A 17,608-nucleotide genomic window follows, 5' to 3' on the forward strand; every position below is an offset into this window, starting at 1 on the left:
TTTACGCTTTAATGACGCACTGATAGAGTATACCAGAATCCTTCGCTTTTGTCATGTGGATTTTTTTGTCATTCTTCGGCGTATTTGTTTCCGAACACAGCTTTTTCCAGATTGGAGACCCGCTTCAGAATGTCGTAATTGACCTGCGGTGTGCTGCCTGTGTTCTGCTTCTGCCTGGAAGCCGTCTCTCTTGAGGACATTTTCTTCAAACGTTCATTTTCGTGTTGGAGGCGTTCAATCTCCTGCTGGAAGCGGTCATAGTCCTGAATAATTAAGTCCAGATACTCATCCACTTCTTCCTGGTTGTACCCCCGCATGGATGTTTTAAAGTCTTTTTCCAGTATATCCTTACCTGTCAAATGATACTCTTCTAAGTTCATTCTTTTCACCTCTGTTCCACACATTACCTACATTTTTTCAAATGGAGACCCAATTGTCAATTTCATTTTTGTATAAAAAATCACTGACTCCAAAAATCCGGATCAGCCATCCGCATTTCCTCAACGGTTTCCTCCAAATCAAACGGGGTAATATATAGAATCTGATAATTTCCTTTTTCCACAGCTTTTTCCGCCATATTTAGAAAGAAGCGTGGACTGCCCTCGGTCTCTTCATTATATAAAACGAGGCAGGCATCCGAGTGTTCAATAAGAAACTGATCTCTGGCCTTGAACTGATACGGTCCTTCATACCCCTTATTATAAACAGGTTGGAAAAAATCAGCCGTCATCGTAACTTCCTCATAAATCATCTGCAGATCTTCCGGCCAGCGCTCCTGCTGGTTCTCAAAAGGAGGAATGATGCCGAGGTTGACCGCATAATCTTCATCCTTCAGGTCAAGAACGACTTCAGCGGTCCAGAGTTCCACACCCATCTGCCCGGAAACAAGCACCCATTCAAGACCTTCATCGATATATGTAATCAGACGCCTTTTGATGGTTTCCTTTATAAAGGAGACTTTATCATCCTGTTGTTTGAATATCCCTATTTCCATAGGTTTGTAACCGGTAACCACTAACGTTCTCACAGACGCACCGCCTTTCATTTGTTCCTTGATTTCTCTATTTTACCCATGTTTAAGACAAAAAGAAAATAAGCCACTGGTGTGGTGGCTTATTGATTTACTCTCCGAATCCCGGACCCATCATCGGCATCTGGCCGCTCATCCCAGGCATCTGCCCCTGGTTCATCATCGGCATCTGGCCGTTCATTCCAGGCATCTGACCTTGATTCATCATCGGCATCTGGCCGTTCATTCCGTTCATTCCCGGCATCTGGTTCATTGGCATTTGTCCGTTCATATCTGCCATTTCGCCTTCTTCCATATCTCCCATAGGGCCCGCACCCTGCTGGTTCATGTTTTCCATCCAATTATAGTCTGGAGAAGACCCTTGAGGGTAGGCAAATTCCTGCGTTTGGAAATTGTTTTGTTCGGAAACCATGTATGGGAAGTAATGGTTATTGTTCAACAAGTGGTTATTTCTTACGAGAATGTGTGTCGGGTGAATGTAATCCTGATTTTCACAGAAAAAATTGTCTACAACACAATGTTGGACCGGACATACAATTGGACAGCGGTTGCTGCACTGTGACATCGGTCCACAGCCGCACGAGTCATGCATTGAATGGTGATGCATTCTCCTTCACTCCTTGTTCTGTTATTCCTTATCAGCGTATGTCATAAACGGGAAGGATGTACTAGGCGAAATCATCATATCTCCCGCTCCTTCTGCTTGTACACCAATAATTAGAAAGAAGAACAAGCTTCTTTTGAACGGTAAAAAGCCCACGTAAATCGCTGACTCACATGCCGATATCCAAAGAATGTCAGCGAATACATAAAAGAAAGACTGCCGTAATTTCGACAGTCTTTCTCGTCATTCAAATCCATTACTCTTCCGGAAGATCAGAAGGCGCAAAGGAAAACGGCAGGATTTCATCCATCGTAAATGTTTTGGAATCACCGTTTAAATTGGTTGTATAAATCGCTACTGAGGAATCGAAAAATTCACTCATCACCTGGCGGCAGGATCCACAAGGAGGTACAGGCCTTCCTGTGTCAGCCGCTACAGCAAGAGACTTGAACTTTTTATGTCCATCGGAAATGGCTTTGAATATAGCGACGCGCTCTGCACATAAGGACACCGGATACGCGGCATTTTCAATATTACACCCTGTATACAGGCTGCCGTCTTCTGTAATGAGCGCTGCTCCTACAGGAAATTTGGAATAAGGTGTGTAAGCCGTACCTCTGGCTTCAACGGCATGTTTCATCAATTGTTTTTGTTCCAACGTCATCCCTCCCTATTAGTGGGAAGGTCATTATATATGAATGAAAAACAAAAGTAAAGCGATTTCAATAGAGGAAACCCGGCACATTGAGCAGGTTGATATTTGACACATGTGTCGGAAAAAAGCGTATACTGGAGAAGCACATAAAGAATAAGGGAGGAAAGCACATGAAGACACTATTACAATACAACAAGATTGTATGGGTATTTATTTTACTATTATTGTTTACAGGTATCTTCACGTACCTGCAGCTTCCCAAACGGGAAATTCCTGAAATTAACGTGAACGTCGCTTCCATTTCCACGGTTTACCCTGGAGCCACGCCCCAGGAAGTGGAAAGTACCATTATCAACCCTCTTGAAGAGGAATTATCTTCGCTTGAAGGTGTGGACGAACTCACTTCCGCCTCTACATCAGGTTTCGGGTCTGTAACAGCGTCCCTGGCAGGCGGGGCCTCTGTAGATACGGTGAATTCTCAAATCAGACAAGCCGTATCCGATGTTTCCCGCGGGTTCCCTGATGAGGTTCAGGAACCTGAAGTCAATACAGACACGACTATGTCTGCTGTCGCTTCCTATAACCTGACTGCTGATGAACAGGAAAGTCTGTATGACCTGCGCAGTGACATAAAGGTGTGGGAAGAAAAACTCACCTCCATCACAGGGGTCCAGTCGATTTTGGTCAAAGGGCTGCCGGACGAGCAGTTGACCGTTTCACTAGACAATGAATTCCTCGAGGAAAACCAGCTCACACCTGTGGCTGTCATTCAAAAACTCCAGCAGGAAATCAGTCCTTCCGCTATTGGAACAGAGGAAACCAATGGTGAAATTAAGCAGCTGCTGTTTCAAAAGTACGAAAGTGCAGAGGAACTGGGCGGGTTAAATATAGGCACCAGCCCTGACGGATCCCCTCTTTCCTTATCCGATGCAGGGGAAACGACAATCACAGACAAAGCATTGGAAGATCGTATTATCTATAAAGGAAAGCCGGCTCTTTCTGTAACGATTCTCGCTGAAGAAGGAGTCAACATATCCGCACTGCAGGAACAGATCACCGGACAGGTCAAAGAATTGAGCGGGGATCTGCCTGAAAACATAGAAGTCGAACAATTTTATACCCAAAGTACCGTTATTGAAGAAGTGTTTACGAACTTAATCACTTCCTTTGGAATATCGCTGCTTGCTGTTATCGTAATCATGGTCCTGGGTCTGCCTCTATCATCGGCCGTTCTGGTCGCCCTGGCTATACCTGTTTCCATCATAATCGGCTTGATTCCGCTTCCGTATGTAGGCGTTGACCTTAACCAGATTTCCATCATCGGCATGATCATAGCCATCGGTATACTGGTTGATGACGCCATCGTGGTCAACGATAATATACAACGCAGGTTTCAACTGGGAGACGGTCCTCTTGAAGGAACGGTACGAGGAGTAAGAGAAGTAGGAAAATCCATAGTGACCTCTACATTAATGATCATTTTCAGTTTCTTTCCGCTCATGTTCCTTTCAGGGACTAACGGCGATTTCATTCGAGCGCTTCCTTCTGTATTGATTTTTACAATCACCGCTTCCACCATTATCGCACTCACACTGATTCCAACGGTCCAGTATGCGAGGAAACGGAAAACCAAACAAAAGAAAAAATCTAAAACAGGCTTGCTGGGCGGGCTTTTCGACCGGCTTGAGCGTGTCTATGCCGGCCGTCTGCTTCCTAAAACGACGAAACGGCCATGGGTGACGGCTGGATCCGGAATCGTGATCTGCATCCTGCTTGCCCTGCTTGCCGTTAAAATTCCATTTGAATTTTTCCCGGCTGCCGACAGACCTGAAGTGACTATCAATGTGGAAAATCCGAAAGGAACAACGCTTGAGGACACAGAAACAACCCTGCAGGATATGGTACGCTTTATCGAGGATTCGGAGGAACCCGTAACGGAAACAGCCACTTACGCAGGTACAGGCCTTCCGAATCTGTTCAGCTCCGGACTCCAGCAGACTGGAGAAAATACCGGACAGGTGCTCATCCGGGTGGACAGGGAAGAAACAAGCGCTTCCGCTTTTATTGAAAAATGGGAGGAACCGCTTCGCAATGAGTTTCCAGATGCGGAAATATTCCTGGAGACCATCGTATCAGGTCCGCCGCCTTCTCCACCTGTTCAAGTGAAGATTCAAGGCCCGGATATCAATCAGTTGTTTGAAACGGCTGAGCAGGCTGAGCAAGAGTTTGCCTCTATTGAGGAATCCGAAATTGTAACCATCAACGCCGATAAAAATCAGCCGTTTGTTGAATATATCCCTGACAGAGCTCTGCTTGCTGAGAATGGCATTGCCGTTGATACCGTTGTATCCCAGCTTCAGCTGGCCAATTCAGGCGCACCGCTGGGTACATTCGACAATGGTGTCACACGCCTGCCTCTCCAAGTCATCCTGGATGATGGCAGCGAAGAAGGAGCAGTTCTTGAAGAACTCCGCGTAGCTGCTTCAAACAGTGAAAACGGGCCGCCTGAAACGTTTACACTGGATGAAGTAGTCTCTGTTGAGGAAACGGAAGGCATCGGAGTCATCCCTCACTTAAACGGAGAACGCACATTAACGATCGAAGCCTATCCACAGGAAGGTTCCGAGGATGAATTTTCCAGTAAAGCTGAAGAAGTGACCGCCTCCATTAAAGAGAACCTGCCTGAAGGTTATTCTCTTGTAGAAACCGGACAGAATGACGCGCAGACGGAATTCTTCATTGAAGTATCCAAGTTATTTGTAATCGTTCTGTTCCTGATCTATTTAACCATTGCCGTTCAATTCAACTCCCTGTTTATGCCGCTGCTGATTACTGGAACGGTATTCCTCGCTGTCACGGGTGCCATTGTAGGACTATTCGTTTCAGGTGAACCACTCAGCTTCCTGGCTGTTCTGGGTATCGTATCCTTGTCCGGCATAGTCGTTCGAAATTCCGTCATTCTGGTGGAATTCATTGAGCAGAATCTCGGCTCCTATGCGACGACAACAGAAGCCGTCATTGAAGCAGGACGTGCTAGAATCCGTCCCATTGTCCTGACTTCCCTGACATCCATCGCTGCATTAACACCGATCATCTTTTCCGGCGATGTCTTATTCAGGCCATTAGCTGTATCGATCGTTTCCGGGCTTGCTTTTTCCACAATACTCACATTACTGCTCGTTCCTTCGTTCTATTTGATTTTCGCAAAAGTGACGAAAAGGGAAAAGCGGGCCTAACAAATAAAACCGGAGCTGACTTCATCAGCTCCGGTTTTATTATTTTCTTACGATGACCTTTTTTCGATATCACTCAAAATCATATCCAGCACATAATGGGATGACTGATATAATTCCTTGAACCGTTTGCGATCCACATCCAGGTAATAGCTGTGGAGAATGATCATCTCAATATTTTCATGTGTCGATTTCACCTGATTCGGGTGAACGGACGATTCTCTATTTTTCACAAACTGCTCCGCTTCCTCCATCCATTGATGGTTGACCTCGAACATCGGTTTCGTTTTTTCCTTCACATGTTCGAAGAAATCCCGGTTGTTTCTGTCCACAGGTCCATCTGTCTGGAGAAAGCGTTTATGCTGTTGATCGATCAAGGATTTCAATTCCAGTGTATATTCTTTTAACGACATCCTCCCACACCTTTCCTTTCTACTCTATCATGCGGGCAGGGATGGCATCAATTTTATCCGACAGACCTTTTCTTAGCCTGCTGCGCGATTCTTCCCATGTAAGCCTGGCGTTTTTCTTTTTTCATATGCCTCAACTCACCCTGCAGGTTCAAAACCTCTTCCTTTAAATCATCCACTTCTTTCCGGTGGGCGACCGTCATGGAGAAAACAATTTCATCCGCTTTCAAGGACATTCTTCTTTCAAGGAGTGAGAATTTTTCCTGCAGCTGAAAAAGCTGACGCTCAAATTCCTCAGGCGTGACGACAATCGGCTTGGTCATGGGCATCTCCCCCTTTATTGGATACATAACAAATTCTCTTCCCCATGCATATCTCCTTTAGGAATGACAAGACTAGAACTAAAGCAACAAAACAAGTCAAAACCATCATTACCTTCGACATTAAAGGAGGAGTACACATGGCAGGAAAAAAAGATAAGAAGAAGAAAAAACCGGTGAAAGCCGAGACTGACAATCCTAAGCTGGCGGGAGAAAACCGACCGGCCACATAAGGATGATGCTGCTGCTATTTCTTTTAGCAGCAGTTTTTTTATCCTCACAAACGTAAAGGGATTTTCGAAGGACTATATATACAGGTTTAACATGTCTGTTCATAGGGAAATTTCCCTGGTGCTGAATCTTTCTGTGTCGGAATTGTGACAAAATGAAACTTTCCTCTGGTTCAAACGTCTATAAGAATTGAACCATTAGTATATATGCGTGGAGCGTAAATTTTGGTATGATACTCTCATGGCTACAGGGAGGGAAAAACATTGAATTATCCCAACGGGAGACGCAGCCCAAGCCGTCATGCTGCTCCCCAAGGAAAGACAAAACCAGAATTCAGCAACAGAGGAATGACCCTTGAAGAAGACATTAATTTAACGAATGAATATTATCTGCAGGCCGGAACGGCGGTCATCCACAAAAAACCGACACCCGTACAGATCGTTCAGGTGGATTACCCAAAGCGCAGTGCGGCCGTTATTAAGGAAGCTTATTTTAAACAGGCGTCCACGACAGACTATAATGGTGTCTATCGTGGCAGGTACATTGATTTTGAGGCAAAAGAGACGAAGAATAAAACGTCTTTTCCACTCAGTAATGTCCATCAGCATCAGGTGGATCATATGAAAGCCGTGGAAAAACACGGGGGCATCAGCTTTTTCATTATTAAATTCACACCCAGGGATGAGGTCTACCTTCTACCCTCTTCGACGCTGTTCGCCTATTGGGATGATCAGCAGAACGGAGGTCGGAAATCGATCCCCTACAACAGTATTGACAAGGAAGGTTTTCGTATTCCTTTTCGTTACCAGGCCCGGATTGATTACGCCGGGGTTTTAGATAAGCTTTATTTCTGAAATGGAGGATATGTAACATGGCAAACGATAGCCAGTCGCGTACAGCACGACGAAAACAAATGAAATCATCGAAAAAAACTAAAGGAACATCAAAGTTCAAAAAAATCTTTATGACCCTGTTAACCATAGGAATCGTTCTGATGATCGGTGTCGGTGCATTATTTACTTATTATGCTGTTTCCGCCCCCGCTCTGGATGAAGAGAAATTATCCGATCCTTTTTCTTCGAAAGTGTATGACGATGACGGTGAACTTATTGCTGATCTCGCCGGGGATGAAAGGCGTACAAAAATTACGTACGATGATATTCCTGCGGTCATGGAAGATGCGGTGCTGGCTACGGAAGATGTCCGCTTTTACGATCATATCGGTATTGACTTCCAAAGAATCGGCGGGGCCATTCTAGCCAACATCACAGGCGGATTTGGTGCCGAGGGTGCCAGTACGATTACCCAGCAGGTTGTCAAGGAGTCCTTCCTGACAACAGAAAAAACGATTAAGCGAAAAGTTCAGGAACAGTATCTGGCCATTAAACTCGACCAGGAATATTCCAAGGAAGAAATTCTGGAGATGTACCTGAACAAGATCTATTACGGCGCAGGTGCCTACGGGGTAGCAGAAGCCGCAGAAACGTATTTCGGTAAAAAAGACCTGAATGAACTAACTCTGCCGGAAGCCGCTTTGCTTGCCGGTCTGCCCCAGCGTCCAAGTGGATACATGCCTTTTGAGAACCCGGATCTTGCCAAAGACAGGATGAATACCGTCCTGAGCCTGATGGTCCAGCACGGGAAAATCACAGAAGCCGAGGCTGATGAAGCGAGAAATGTTGAAATTGAGGACATGCTGGTCGAAAGACAACAGGAAGAAGCGACTCCCTACCAGGCCTTCATTGACAAAGTAGCCAAGGAAGTTGAAGAAAAAATGGATGGCGCCGATATTTACAAAGACGGATTGAACATTTATACAACCTTGGACACGGATACACAGGATTATGTCCAGCAGCTCCTCAGCGATGAAGGCGGTATTTCCTGGCCCGACGATGAACTGGAAACCGGTCTTGCTGTAACGGATACCCAGACAGGTGCTGTCAAAGCCATCGGTGGAGGACGGAACTATCAGAAAGAAGGCTTCAACTTTGCAACAGACATCAACCGCCAGCCCGGCTCCACTTTCAAGCCGATTGCTGCTTACGGGCCGGCGGTTGAATACAATAAAATTTCCACCTATCATCAGCTCAATGATGAACAAACAGACTTTGGTGACTGGTCGCCGAATAACTTTGACAATCAGTTTAGAGGCTGGGTTTCTGCCCGCTATGCCTTAAGCCGCTCATTAAACATCCCTACCATTAAACTTCTGCAGGAAGTCGGCGTGGATAAGGCTCAGGACTTTGCCGAAGGACTCGGCGTTGACTTTGGAGAAGAAGGCATGTCCTTGAACGATGCCATTGGAGGAGGATCGACAGGAATGAACCCTCTCCAGATGGCAGGCGCTTATGCGGCCTTTGGCAATGAAGGCGTCTACGTGGAGCCTTACACTGTTGAAAGTGTTGAAATTCCCGGAGAAGGTACGATTGACTTAAAACCTGAACCGTCTTCAGCTATGAGCAGTGCCACCGCTTATATGGTATCCAACATGCTGCAGACCACGATGAGTGAAGGTTCAGGTACGTCCGCCAACGTGCCCAGCCTTCCAGAAGCCGGGAAAACAGGAACCACGAACATTGGAGATGTAGCCAACAACTCATGGTTCAGCGGTTATACGACGAATTATTCCATCTCCATCTGGACGGGGTACGGAGAAGATAACTCCCGTGGACTGTCAGATGCAGCTAGAAATATTCCTAAACAGATATTTAAACCTTTGATGACCCAGATTTCTCAAGGTAAGGATACGGCTGACTTTACGAAACCTGATTCCGTATCCTGGGTGGATGTTGAGGAAGGATCCAATCCCGCCCGCCTTCCGAGTGATTACACCCCGGAAAGCCGGATCGTTACAGAGCTCTTTCATGTAGACAATCAGCCTTCCAAAGTGTCACAGGTATTCCAGAAGCTTGACCCTGTTGAAGGGTTGTCCGGTCAATTCAATGAAGAGTCATCGACGATTGATTTGAACTGGAATTATGGCAGTACTGATGGCGTAACTTTCCGTATCGCTGCATCCATTAACGGCAGTGAAAGCAGACAGCTTACAACGACGAAGGATACCAGCGTGGAAATTACCAGCATCGACCCTGCTGCCACCTATGAATTTTCCGTCGTTGCCATCAGCGATAACGAAGAAGCTGAAAACAGCGATCCTGCCACTGTCCGTGTTCAGACACCTGGTTCTATCGGAGATGAAGAACCGGAAGAAGAACCGGAGGAAACCGAAGAAACGGAAGAAACCGAAGAAAATAGTGATGAAGAACCACCTTCTGAAGAGCAGGAACCAGCAGAAGAAACCGAAGAAGCTGATGAAAACTCCGATGGAGAAGAAGGAAACGGGGAGGAAAGTGAAACTCTTCCTGAAGAAGAACAGGAGAACAATCAAGAGAACGAAAACAACGAGCAGAATAACGAAGATAACAGCAATTCGGACACTGATAATGGAAATTCCGGAGAAAATTCTGGTGAAGGAGGCGGCTCAGAAGAGCAGCCTCCTCAGGAAGAAAATGATACAGAGCTGCAGCAAAATGAAGAAGATGAAGAAGAAGAGTAAAAAATACCCGTACGCTTTTATGCGTACGGGTATTTTCATCCGTTTTTTTCTTTCTTTTTCATTCTCTTCTGCCCCTCCCTGCAAAGGGAAAGCAGTGAACATTCTTCACAGTTGGGACGCTGGGCTTTGCAGTGATAGCGCCCGAAAAAGATCATCCGGTGATGCGTGACGCTCCACTCCTCTACCGGGACTTTCCGCATCAATGTTTTTTCTACTTCAAGGACGGAATCCTTCCAGCGGCAGATGCCAAGCCGCTTGGAAACACGTTCCACGTGTGTGTCCACGGCGATGGCTGGTTCATCAAAAGCAACCGAGGCAACAACATTTGCCGTTTTCCTCCCCACCCCGGCGAGGCTTTCCAGCTGTTCTTTTGTGGGGGGAACTTCGCCGTCATACTTTTCAAGCAGGGTCTCCGACAACTTTTTAATATTTTTGGCTTTGTTACGGAATAGTCCAATCCGCTTGATGTCATTCTGGAGTTCTTCCAGCGGTACGTTCACATAATCTTCCGGACTTTTATATTTGGCAAATAAATCCGGAGTCACTTTGTTCACCAGCGCATCCGTCGCCTGAGCAGATAAGACGACAGCTACAAGAAGTTCAAATGGGTTGGTATGGTTTAATTCACATTCAGCATTCGGATACATCGATTCGAAAATATCCAGGCAGTAACGAATTTGTGATTTATTTAACATGAGCCTTTTTTATGAATCCTCCTCCAGCCAGTTGTAATAGAGAGAAATATCCCTCTTTTTTCTTTCCTGATTCTGTGTCCGCTGAGCGGGCTGGCCCTGACGGAACTGTTTTCCCTGCTCTCTGGCCTGCTCCACCGTGCGGATCCCTTTTTTCTTCCATTCCCTCAGGATACGGTCGATGTATTTGAAATTAAGCTTGCTCATCAATACAGCTTCTCTTAAAGCAGCTTTAATTAAAGCTGGCGACTGTTCTTCCTCATCCAGCCAGATGTTGATCGTTTCAATCTCAAATGGTGACAAAGGTCTGCCGAATTCCTGTTCAAACAATGGAAAGATGTTATCATCATAATTCGTTTCCTTTTGCGGACGCGCCTTGTTCACGGTGAACAGTTTCTCCCATAATGGTTCAAGAGAATAACGCTCATTGAGCACCTGATGTTCGTTATGGTTCTGCTCAATGGTCATCAATCGTTTTTGAATAAGGCTGCGCAGAACTTTTGAACAGTCCTGGCTTGTGATAGATAAATGCTCTGCGATTTGTTCAGGTGTCGGAAAATCATTTCCTTCTGTTCCGAACCTGTGAATCTGCAGCAGGACAACCAATTCGGTTTCATCCATATTCAACTGGTGATAATGCATCAGCAGCTGTTTGGGAACGACTATTTGGTTATCAAGGATGTCTTGAAAGCTTTGGTATTTTCCCAAATGAATTCCTCCGTTCCTATACTTGCTCATGGAATGAAAAACACCGATAAGCCGTAGGCTGAACATCGGTGTTTTTCTCTGCCGTCTATTTTATCATGGATACAGGCGGTTAAGCAGACGTGGGAATGGAATCGTTTCACGCACGTGTTCGACACCTGCGATCCAGGCGACTGTCCGTTCTAAGCCCAGTCCAAAACCTGAGTGAGGCACGCTGCCATACTCACGAAGCTGCAGGTACCATTTATAGGCATCTCCGGAAAGGCCGTGTTCTTCATAACGCTGTTTCATCAGCTCAAGATCATCAATACGCTGGGATCCACCGATGATTTCGCCATACCCTTCAGGAGCGATCATGTCTGCGCATAATACTACTTCCGGACGTTCCGGATCCGGCTTCATGTAAAATGCTTTGATTTCTGCCGGGTAATTGGTGATGAACACCGGTTTGTCATAAGCTTCGGCAATAGCCGTTTCATGCGGTGCACCGAAGTCTTCTCCCCACTCAATGTCATCAAATCCTTTTTCCTTCAACAGCGTCACGGCATCATCGTAGCTGATTCTAGGGAACGGTGCCTTGATTTTTTCCAGTTTTTCTGTGTCACGGCCGAGTGTATCGAGCTCGATTCTGCAGTTGTCCAATACTGACTGGACCACATGGCTGACATACTGTTCCTGAACTTCCAGGCTGTCCTCGTGATCCATAAAGGCCATCTCCGGCTCAATCATCCAAAACTCAATCAAGTGACGACGTGTTTTAGATTTTTCCGCACGGAACGTTGGTCCAAAACTGAAAACGCGTCCGAATGCCATCGCTGCCGCTTCCATATAAAGCTGTCCACTTTGAGAGAGATAGGCATCCTCTTCGAAATACTTCGTATGGAACAGTTCCGTGGATCCTTCTGCTGAGGAACCGGTCAGGATTGGTGGATCAATTTTTGCATAGCCGTTCGTATTGAAAAATTCATACGTTGCACGGATAATTTCGTTCCGCACTTTCATAACCGCATGCTGACGCTTGGAACGGAGCCACAGGTGGCGGTGATCCATAAGAAATTCTGTTCCGTGTTCCTTTGGCGTAATCGGGTAGTCGACCGCTTCCTGAATTACTTCAAACCCTGTCACCTGCATTTCATAGCCGAGGGGGGACCTTGTATCCTCTGCAATGACACCGGTCACATAAAGAGAGGTTTCCTGGGTAAGTCCTTTGGCCTCCTGGAACTTTTCTTCGCCGATGTCCGCTTTAACGACGATCCCCTGCATGAATCCTGTACCGTCACGGAGCTGCAGGAAGGCGATCTTTCCGCTGGACCGCTTATTACTTAACCAGCCACCAATGGTGACTTCTTTTCCAATTTGTTTAGCTGCTTCTGAAATCGTTGTTTTCACACGAATACCTCCAACACTGCTTTATGATTGATGTTTCTCGACGAACCGCTTGATCCGTCCGGCTGCTTCCTCCAGCTGCTCCAGGGAGGTTGCATAAGAAAGCCTTACGTTCTCAGGACTTCCAAAACCGGATCCGGGAACCAGAGCGACTTTTTCTTCATCCAATAGTGCTTTCACCATGTCGTCAACAGATGAAAATCCGCATAGGGAAGCGGTCTCCTGAACGTTCGGGAACAAGTAGAAGGCACCGGAAGGTTTGGCACATTTCACTCCAGGAATCTCCAGAAGGAGCTCATGAAGAACGTCCAGCCTTTCCTTGAATGCTTTTTTCATTTCCACTACTTTTTCTTCTGAGCCTTTATAGGCGGCAAGTGCCGCATACTGGGCAATAGAAGTTGGATTTGATGTGGAATGGGAAGCCATATTGGTCATTCCTTTTATAATCTCTTTTGGACCCGCTGCGAATCCGATTCTCCATCCTGTCATAGAATGGGATTTGGATACCCCATTGATGATCACTGTCTGATTGTATAACTCATCAGATAGCTGCGCAATGGAAACATGCTTTTCTTCGGTATAAATCAATTTTTCATAAATTTCATCCGACACGATTAACAACCCGTGTTCAAGACAGATTTCTCCAAGAGCTTTCAGTTCCTCTTCAGAATACATCATACCTGTCGGATTGCTCGGTGAATTGATAATCACCGCTTTGGTTTGATCGGTAATGGACGCTCTCAACTGCTCTGGAGTCAATTTAAAGTGATTGGCTTCTTCAGCCGGCACAATGACCGGATTCCCCTGTGCCAGTTTGATTTGTTCCGGATAGCTCACCCAGTAAGGAGCAGGAACGATCACTTCGTCCCCTGGATTCAAAATAACCTGGAAGAGCGTAAACAGGGCGTGTTTGGCTCCTGTTGTTACAATGATTTGTTCGTTGGAATACGTCAGCGCCTGATCGCGCTTCAATTTATCGGTGATGCTTACTTTCAATTCAGGAATTCCACCCGCTGGTGTGTATTTGGTCAATCCATCATCCATGGCTTTTTTTGCAGCGTCCAGAATATAAGAAGGCGTATTGAAGTCCGGTTCTCCCGCTCCAAGTCCGATGACATCGTGTCCTTCTGCCTTCAACGCTTTCGCCTTGGCTGTAATCGCTAATGTAGTGGATGGTGTTAATGATTGTACACGTTCTGCTAACTTCATGAACCTCACTCCTTAATTGTTTTGTCGGAACGCAAACCTCTGATCAAAGGATTCTCCACTTAATGTAAAATAATCAAGTACATATCTGCCCTGCTCATCAGTATAAACGAGCTCATAGACAGGCTGTTCCTCTTCGTATCCGTAGGAGACATCCTTGAAACGGCAGTCCGGACAATTCGAGGACCACCGGCTGATCAGTTGTTCTTCTGAGAGAACTTCAGCTTGATTCACATCGGTCAAAACCGTGTCGACTGCTTCATTGATGAAAACGAGCGAGGCTTCTCCGTCTGACGCTTCCCCTTTTACGACGAACACTTCTGTTTCCCCGTTGTACGTTTCAACCTGATCCACGGCCGTCATATTCGTTTTCTGCACGGCAAAAGCTGCGGCCTGTTCATGCCCTGCGGTTCTGTCCTGATTAATTTGTGTATACATCCAGATGAAAAAAATAAGTAAAAGAAGAACAAGTCCAGCGAGAATTCCGCCGCCCCATTTGACCCACTTAGGTACGGTATATGGTGAAGACTGCGGTTTCAGCATCGTCATCATCCAGCGCCATTCCAAACATTAGGTTATCTTCTTTCAATGTGCGATTCAATGTGTCTACCACTTTATAGAGGTCATCTGTCTTTTTAATTTTAACTGTAGATAACGTTTCTATTTTGTTTTCCATCGTTTCTTCCTCCCTTTACCAGGCCTGTGCCCGATTGTAATTATAACAGCTCTTTCCGCACCAGGGTATCGGTTACAGCCAGTTTTCAATCCGGTCCATTAGTTTTTTTGTCGAATCATAAACGACCGGTATATCAGGAAGGGATGATAAGAAATACTTCCCATACTTCGATTCCATCAGACGCTGATCACACACGATGACAACGCCTCGGTCACTGCTGCTTCTAATCAGCCGCCCGAACCCCTGTTTAAATCGGATGATTGCCTGCGGAAGGGACTTTTCCATAAACGCATTTTTCCCTTCCTGCTTCAGACGTTGATCGATCGACTTCTGCACAGGTTGATCCGGGGGTGCGAAAGGCAGCCGCACCATCATGAGACAAGACAAGTCATCCCCTGGAATATCCACACCTTCCCAGAAGGAACTCGTCCCGAGAAGGATGGCCTGATCGAATGCCTGGAAATTCTTTTTCAAACGGTCTCTGCTTCCGCTCGAAATCCCTTGTGCAAAAATCATAAATTCTTCAGGGTCTATGAATTCCTTTAAGAGACTGTATGTCCGGCGGAGCATATCATAAGAAGTGAAGAGCACCATCATCCGTCCGTTTGTGACATGTGCTGTTGAATAAATCGCTTCACTCAAAGCTTCAATAAATGTATCGGGATCGTTTTTAATATCAGGAAAGTCATCCGGTACCAACAGCTGCACCTGTTCGTGGAAAGGATATGGAGAAGGAATCGACGTCTCGATGACATCAGGTTCATCTCCAAGACCCAGCGATTCACGGATGTACTTGAAAGAATCTCCGGTTGTAAGCGTGGCACTGGTCAGTACGACGCTCTTCTTCTGATTGAACAACCGTTCCTTCAAAATGCCGGGAGTGTTCAATGGTTCGCTGTACAAGTAAATCGAATTGGCTGCCCCTTCCCCTTCAATTTCAATCCAGCGGACACTCTCTTCATCCTGACTATCAAAATAGTTGAACAACTGATGCCGGATATCCAGACAGACTTCCTTTTGCGTGTGGATTCTCGAAAGAAGGATAGGAATGCCATGGTCTTCTTTTAATGTAAGAAGAATCTGCAGTTCATTCTGCATGGACGTCAACTGCTCGGTTATGACAAACACCGCAGACAAAAAGCGGTTCGACATTTCCTTCGCACTCTGCATGAACGAAGCGGACCGTTCTTTTTCCAGAGTCATCTGTGTCCGCCCTACATCACTTCTGCCTCTGTTTGAATTTCTTTGCTTTTTCACATGCTGGTAAATGTACCTGGAAAACTGGCTGAGTTCTTCCTTAGCTTCATCCACGGCCTTTTGGAGTTTGTTCAGGTGACTGTAAAAGGACTGCGGGACAGGCCATCCCTTATACAGACTTTTCTGGGCAAGTTCCGTCGTCTGCGTTAAATACCTCTGGAGATCCCTGTAGTTCATCCGCAGGCCGAAATACCTTCCGGCTACGGCTTCCAGGTGATGGGCCTCATCCACAACGGCACGATCATAGGAAGGCAGGGATGTTTCTTCTTTGATGATATCCAGACAGAACAGAGCATGGTTTGTAATGATGATATCAGCCTCTTCCGCTCTTCTCAACGCCCACTGGAAAAAGGAATCATCCGTATACCCGAGCTGTTCCGTTTTAGAGGACTGCTCGGCTGAAACCTTATGCCAGAATTGACGGCCGTTCGAAGGAAGCTGAACTTCATCAATATCACCGGTTCGTGTTTTAGTGAGCCAGACGAGAAGCATGGCTTTCGTCAGAGCTGTATCATAATTATCCTGATAGCTGCGCTCAAGCTCATATTGAAAGTGAATCAAACTGATGTAATGACCTTTACCTTTGTATAAAACGGCACGGATTGGTCTTGGAAACATCCGTTCAATTTTCGGAATTTCTTCTTCCAGAAGCTGTTTCTGCAGGCTGTTGGTATGTGTCGTTATTAAAATACGCTCATCATTTTTCACCGCATGATAGACCGCAGGAAGAAGGTAGGCGGCGGACTTCCCGGTACCGGCCCCTGCTTCGATCACAGCGTGACGGTTCTCTTCCAGAGCCTTGTGGACATGGGAGGTCATTTCCTGCTGTCCCTTCCGGATTTCATATTCCGGAACCATTGATTTCAGACCGTTCTCCCCTTCATATACCTCTTTGTTCCACTGTTCAAAAGGTGGAAAGATTGAGGAAGAAGCGGAACGCACCTCATCCAGGCGGCGGCTCCGGACAGCTATACCGTACAAAATTTCGATATCGGTGTCTTTTTGATTCCGATACCTCGCTTCCTCTACCGCAGACTCGAAAAAGGACCTCAGGTCACTTTTCAGTTTTGCCTCGATTTTCAGTAGCTGGGATAGTGTCCTTTCCGGAAGGGCCTGCATCTGTTTCAGCAGATACTGCAGCAAATCAGCAGTCACCTGGGCATCTGAGAGCGCTCTATGCGGGCGGTCATGGCCCATGTCCAGCTTTTCAGCCAGATGTCCGAGTTTAAAAGCAGAGGAAGTCGGCAGCATGATCCTGGCCAGTTCTACTGTATCAATGATGGGATTATGTAAGCGTGGAAATCCGCATCTCTGCAGTTCATCATTCAGGAAACCAAGATCAAATTCAATGTTATGCGCCACGATATAAGCATCTTTGAATAATGGATGAATGTCCCCAGCTATTTCTGAAAACAATGGCGCATCCATGACATCCTCTTCATCAATCCCGGTCAGAGACGTAATAAAAGGTGGAATGTCTCTTTCCGGATAGATCAAAGAAGAGAATTCACGAATCACAGAACCTGCTTCATTCATTAGAACGATTCCGATCTCAATGATCCGGTCTCCTTTAGGTGATGCGTTTCCTGTTGTTTCTAAATCTACGATTGCAAATGTTGTCATGTTACCCCTACTTTCACCACAAAA

General features: G+C 46.1%; 16 protein-coding genes. 3 read left to right on the forward strand and 13 right to left on the reverse strand.

Going from position 1 to position 17,608, the window contains the following annotated elements; translation table 11 throughout:
- Positions 1-68 precede the first annotated feature (68 nt).
- From gpsB to ACXAJH_RS03225, 4 genes are all read right to left on the reverse strand, one after another.
- Positions 69-380: a cell division regulator GpsB gene (gene gpsB / locus ACXAJH_RS03210; RefSeq protein WP_281658065.1), complete on the reverse strand. Its 312-nt coding sequence runs from the start codon at positions 378-380 to the stop codon at positions 69-71.
- 80 nt (positions 381-460) lie between these two features.
- Entirely contained in the window at positions 461-1,027 is a 567-nt protein-coding gene (locus ACXAJH_RS03215) for an SLOG family protein (RefSeq protein WP_474968659.1), read from the reverse strand.
- Positions 1,028-1,121: 94 nt separating this feature from the next.
- Entirely contained in the window at positions 1,122-1,637 is a 516-nt protein-coding gene (locus tag ACXAJH_RS03220; RefSeq protein ID WP_474993084.1) for a CotD family spore coat protein, read from the reverse strand.
- Positions 1,638-1,890: 253 nt separating this feature from the next.
- Positions 1,891-2,292, reverse strand: a complete 402-nt coding sequence (locus ACXAJH_RS03225; RefSeq protein WP_027954381.1) for a cytidine deaminase — start codon at positions 2,290-2,292, stop codon at positions 1,891-1,893.
- A gap of 167 nt (positions 2,293-2,459) precedes the next feature.
- On the opposite strand from ACXAJH_RS03225, the gene ACXAJH_RS03230 reads away from it, so the two are divergent.
- The gene (locus ACXAJH_RS03230; protein WP_474971392.1) at positions 2,460-5,525 is read left to right on the forward strand and encodes an efflux RND transporter permease subunit; all 3,066 of its coding nucleotides are present in this window, start codon (positions 2,460-2,462) and stop codon (positions 5,523-5,525) included.
- 47 nt (positions 5,526-5,572) lie between these two features.
- On the opposite strand, the gene ACXAJH_RS03235 is transcribed toward ACXAJH_RS03230, so the two are convergent.
- Positions 5,573-5,935, reverse strand: a complete 363-nt coding sequence (locus tag ACXAJH_RS03235; RefSeq protein ID WP_474968662.1) for a DUF1798 family protein — start codon at positions 5,933-5,935, stop codon at positions 5,573-5,575.
- A gap of 53 nt (positions 5,936-5,988) precedes the next feature.
- Positions 5,989-6,255, reverse strand: a complete 267-nt coding sequence (locus ACXAJH_RS03240; protein ID WP_474968663.1) for a hypothetical protein — start codon at positions 6,253-6,255, stop codon at positions 5,989-5,991.
- A 491-nt stretch (positions 6,256-6,746) separates the two neighbouring features.
- Between ACXAJH_RS03240 and recU the strand changes: the two genes are divergently transcribed.
- Together recU and ACXAJH_RS03250 are read left to right on the forward strand one after the other, a co-directional pair.
- Positions 6,747-7,337, forward strand: a complete 591-nt coding sequence (gene recU, locus ACXAJH_RS03245) for a Holliday junction resolvase RecU (RefSeq protein WP_474968664.1) — start codon at positions 6,747-6,749, stop codon at positions 7,335-7,337.
- 17 nt (positions 7,338-7,354) lie between these two features.
- A complete protein-coding gene (locus ACXAJH_RS03250; RefSeq protein WP_474993086.1) occupies positions 7,355-10,039 on the forward strand; it encodes a PBP1A family penicillin-binding protein in 2,685 nt (894 codons plus the stop codon).
- A 35-nt stretch (positions 10,040-10,074) separates the two neighbouring features.
- Here the strand turns inward: ACXAJH_RS03250 and nth are convergent, their stop codons facing one another.
- The 7 genes from nth to dinG all read right to left on the reverse strand — a co-directional run bounded on the left by nth (position 10,075) and on the right by dinG (position 17,584).
- On the reverse strand, positions 10,075-10,734 hold the full coding sequence (gene nth / locus ACXAJH_RS03255; RefSeq protein WP_474993087.1) for an endonuclease III: 660 nt from the start codon (positions 10,732-10,734) through the stop codon (positions 10,075-10,077).
- 9 nt (positions 10,735-10,743) lie between these two features.
- Positions 10,744-11,439, reverse strand: coding sequence for a DnaD domain-containing protein (locus tag ACXAJH_RS03260; RefSeq protein WP_474968667.1), 696 nt, complete (start codon positions 11,437-11,439; stop codon positions 10,744-10,746).
- A gap of 93 nt (positions 11,440-11,532) precedes the next feature.
- Positions 11,533-12,825 carry an asparagine--tRNA ligase gene (asnS, locus tag ACXAJH_RS03265; protein WP_474968668.1) on the reverse strand — a complete coding sequence of 431 codons (1,293 nt, stop codon included), beginning with the start codon at positions 12,823-12,825 and terminating at the stop codon, positions 11,533-11,535.
- 21 nt (positions 12,826-12,846) lie between these two features.
- Positions 12,847-14,031, reverse strand: a complete 1,185-nt coding sequence (locus ACXAJH_RS03270; protein ID WP_474968669.1) for a pyridoxal phosphate-dependent aminotransferase — start codon at positions 14,029-14,031, stop codon at positions 12,847-12,849.
- A gap of 12 nt (positions 14,032-14,043) precedes the next feature.
- Entirely contained in the window at positions 14,044-14,571 is a 528-nt protein-coding gene (locus ACXAJH_RS03275) for a cell wall elongation regulator TseB-like domain-containing protein (protein ID WP_474993089.1), read from the reverse strand.
- The gene (locus ACXAJH_RS03280) at positions 14,534-14,704 is read right to left on the reverse strand and encodes a YpmA family protein (RefSeq protein WP_084163023.1); all 171 of its coding nucleotides are present in this window, start codon (positions 14,702-14,704) and stop codon (positions 14,534-14,536) included. The genes ACXAJH_RS03275 and ACXAJH_RS03280 overlap by 38 nt, the downstream gene beginning before the upstream one ends.
- A 72-nt stretch (positions 14,705-14,776) precedes the next feature.
- Complete coding sequence (dinG, locus tag ACXAJH_RS03285) at positions 14,777-17,584, reverse strand: ATP-dependent DNA helicase DinG (protein WP_474993091.1); 2,808 nt, start codon at positions 17,582-17,584, stop codon at positions 14,777-14,779.
- Positions 17,585-17,608 lie beyond the last annotated feature (24 nt).

It is taken from the genome of Halobacillus sp. ABD4_316 (assembly GCF_056161385.1).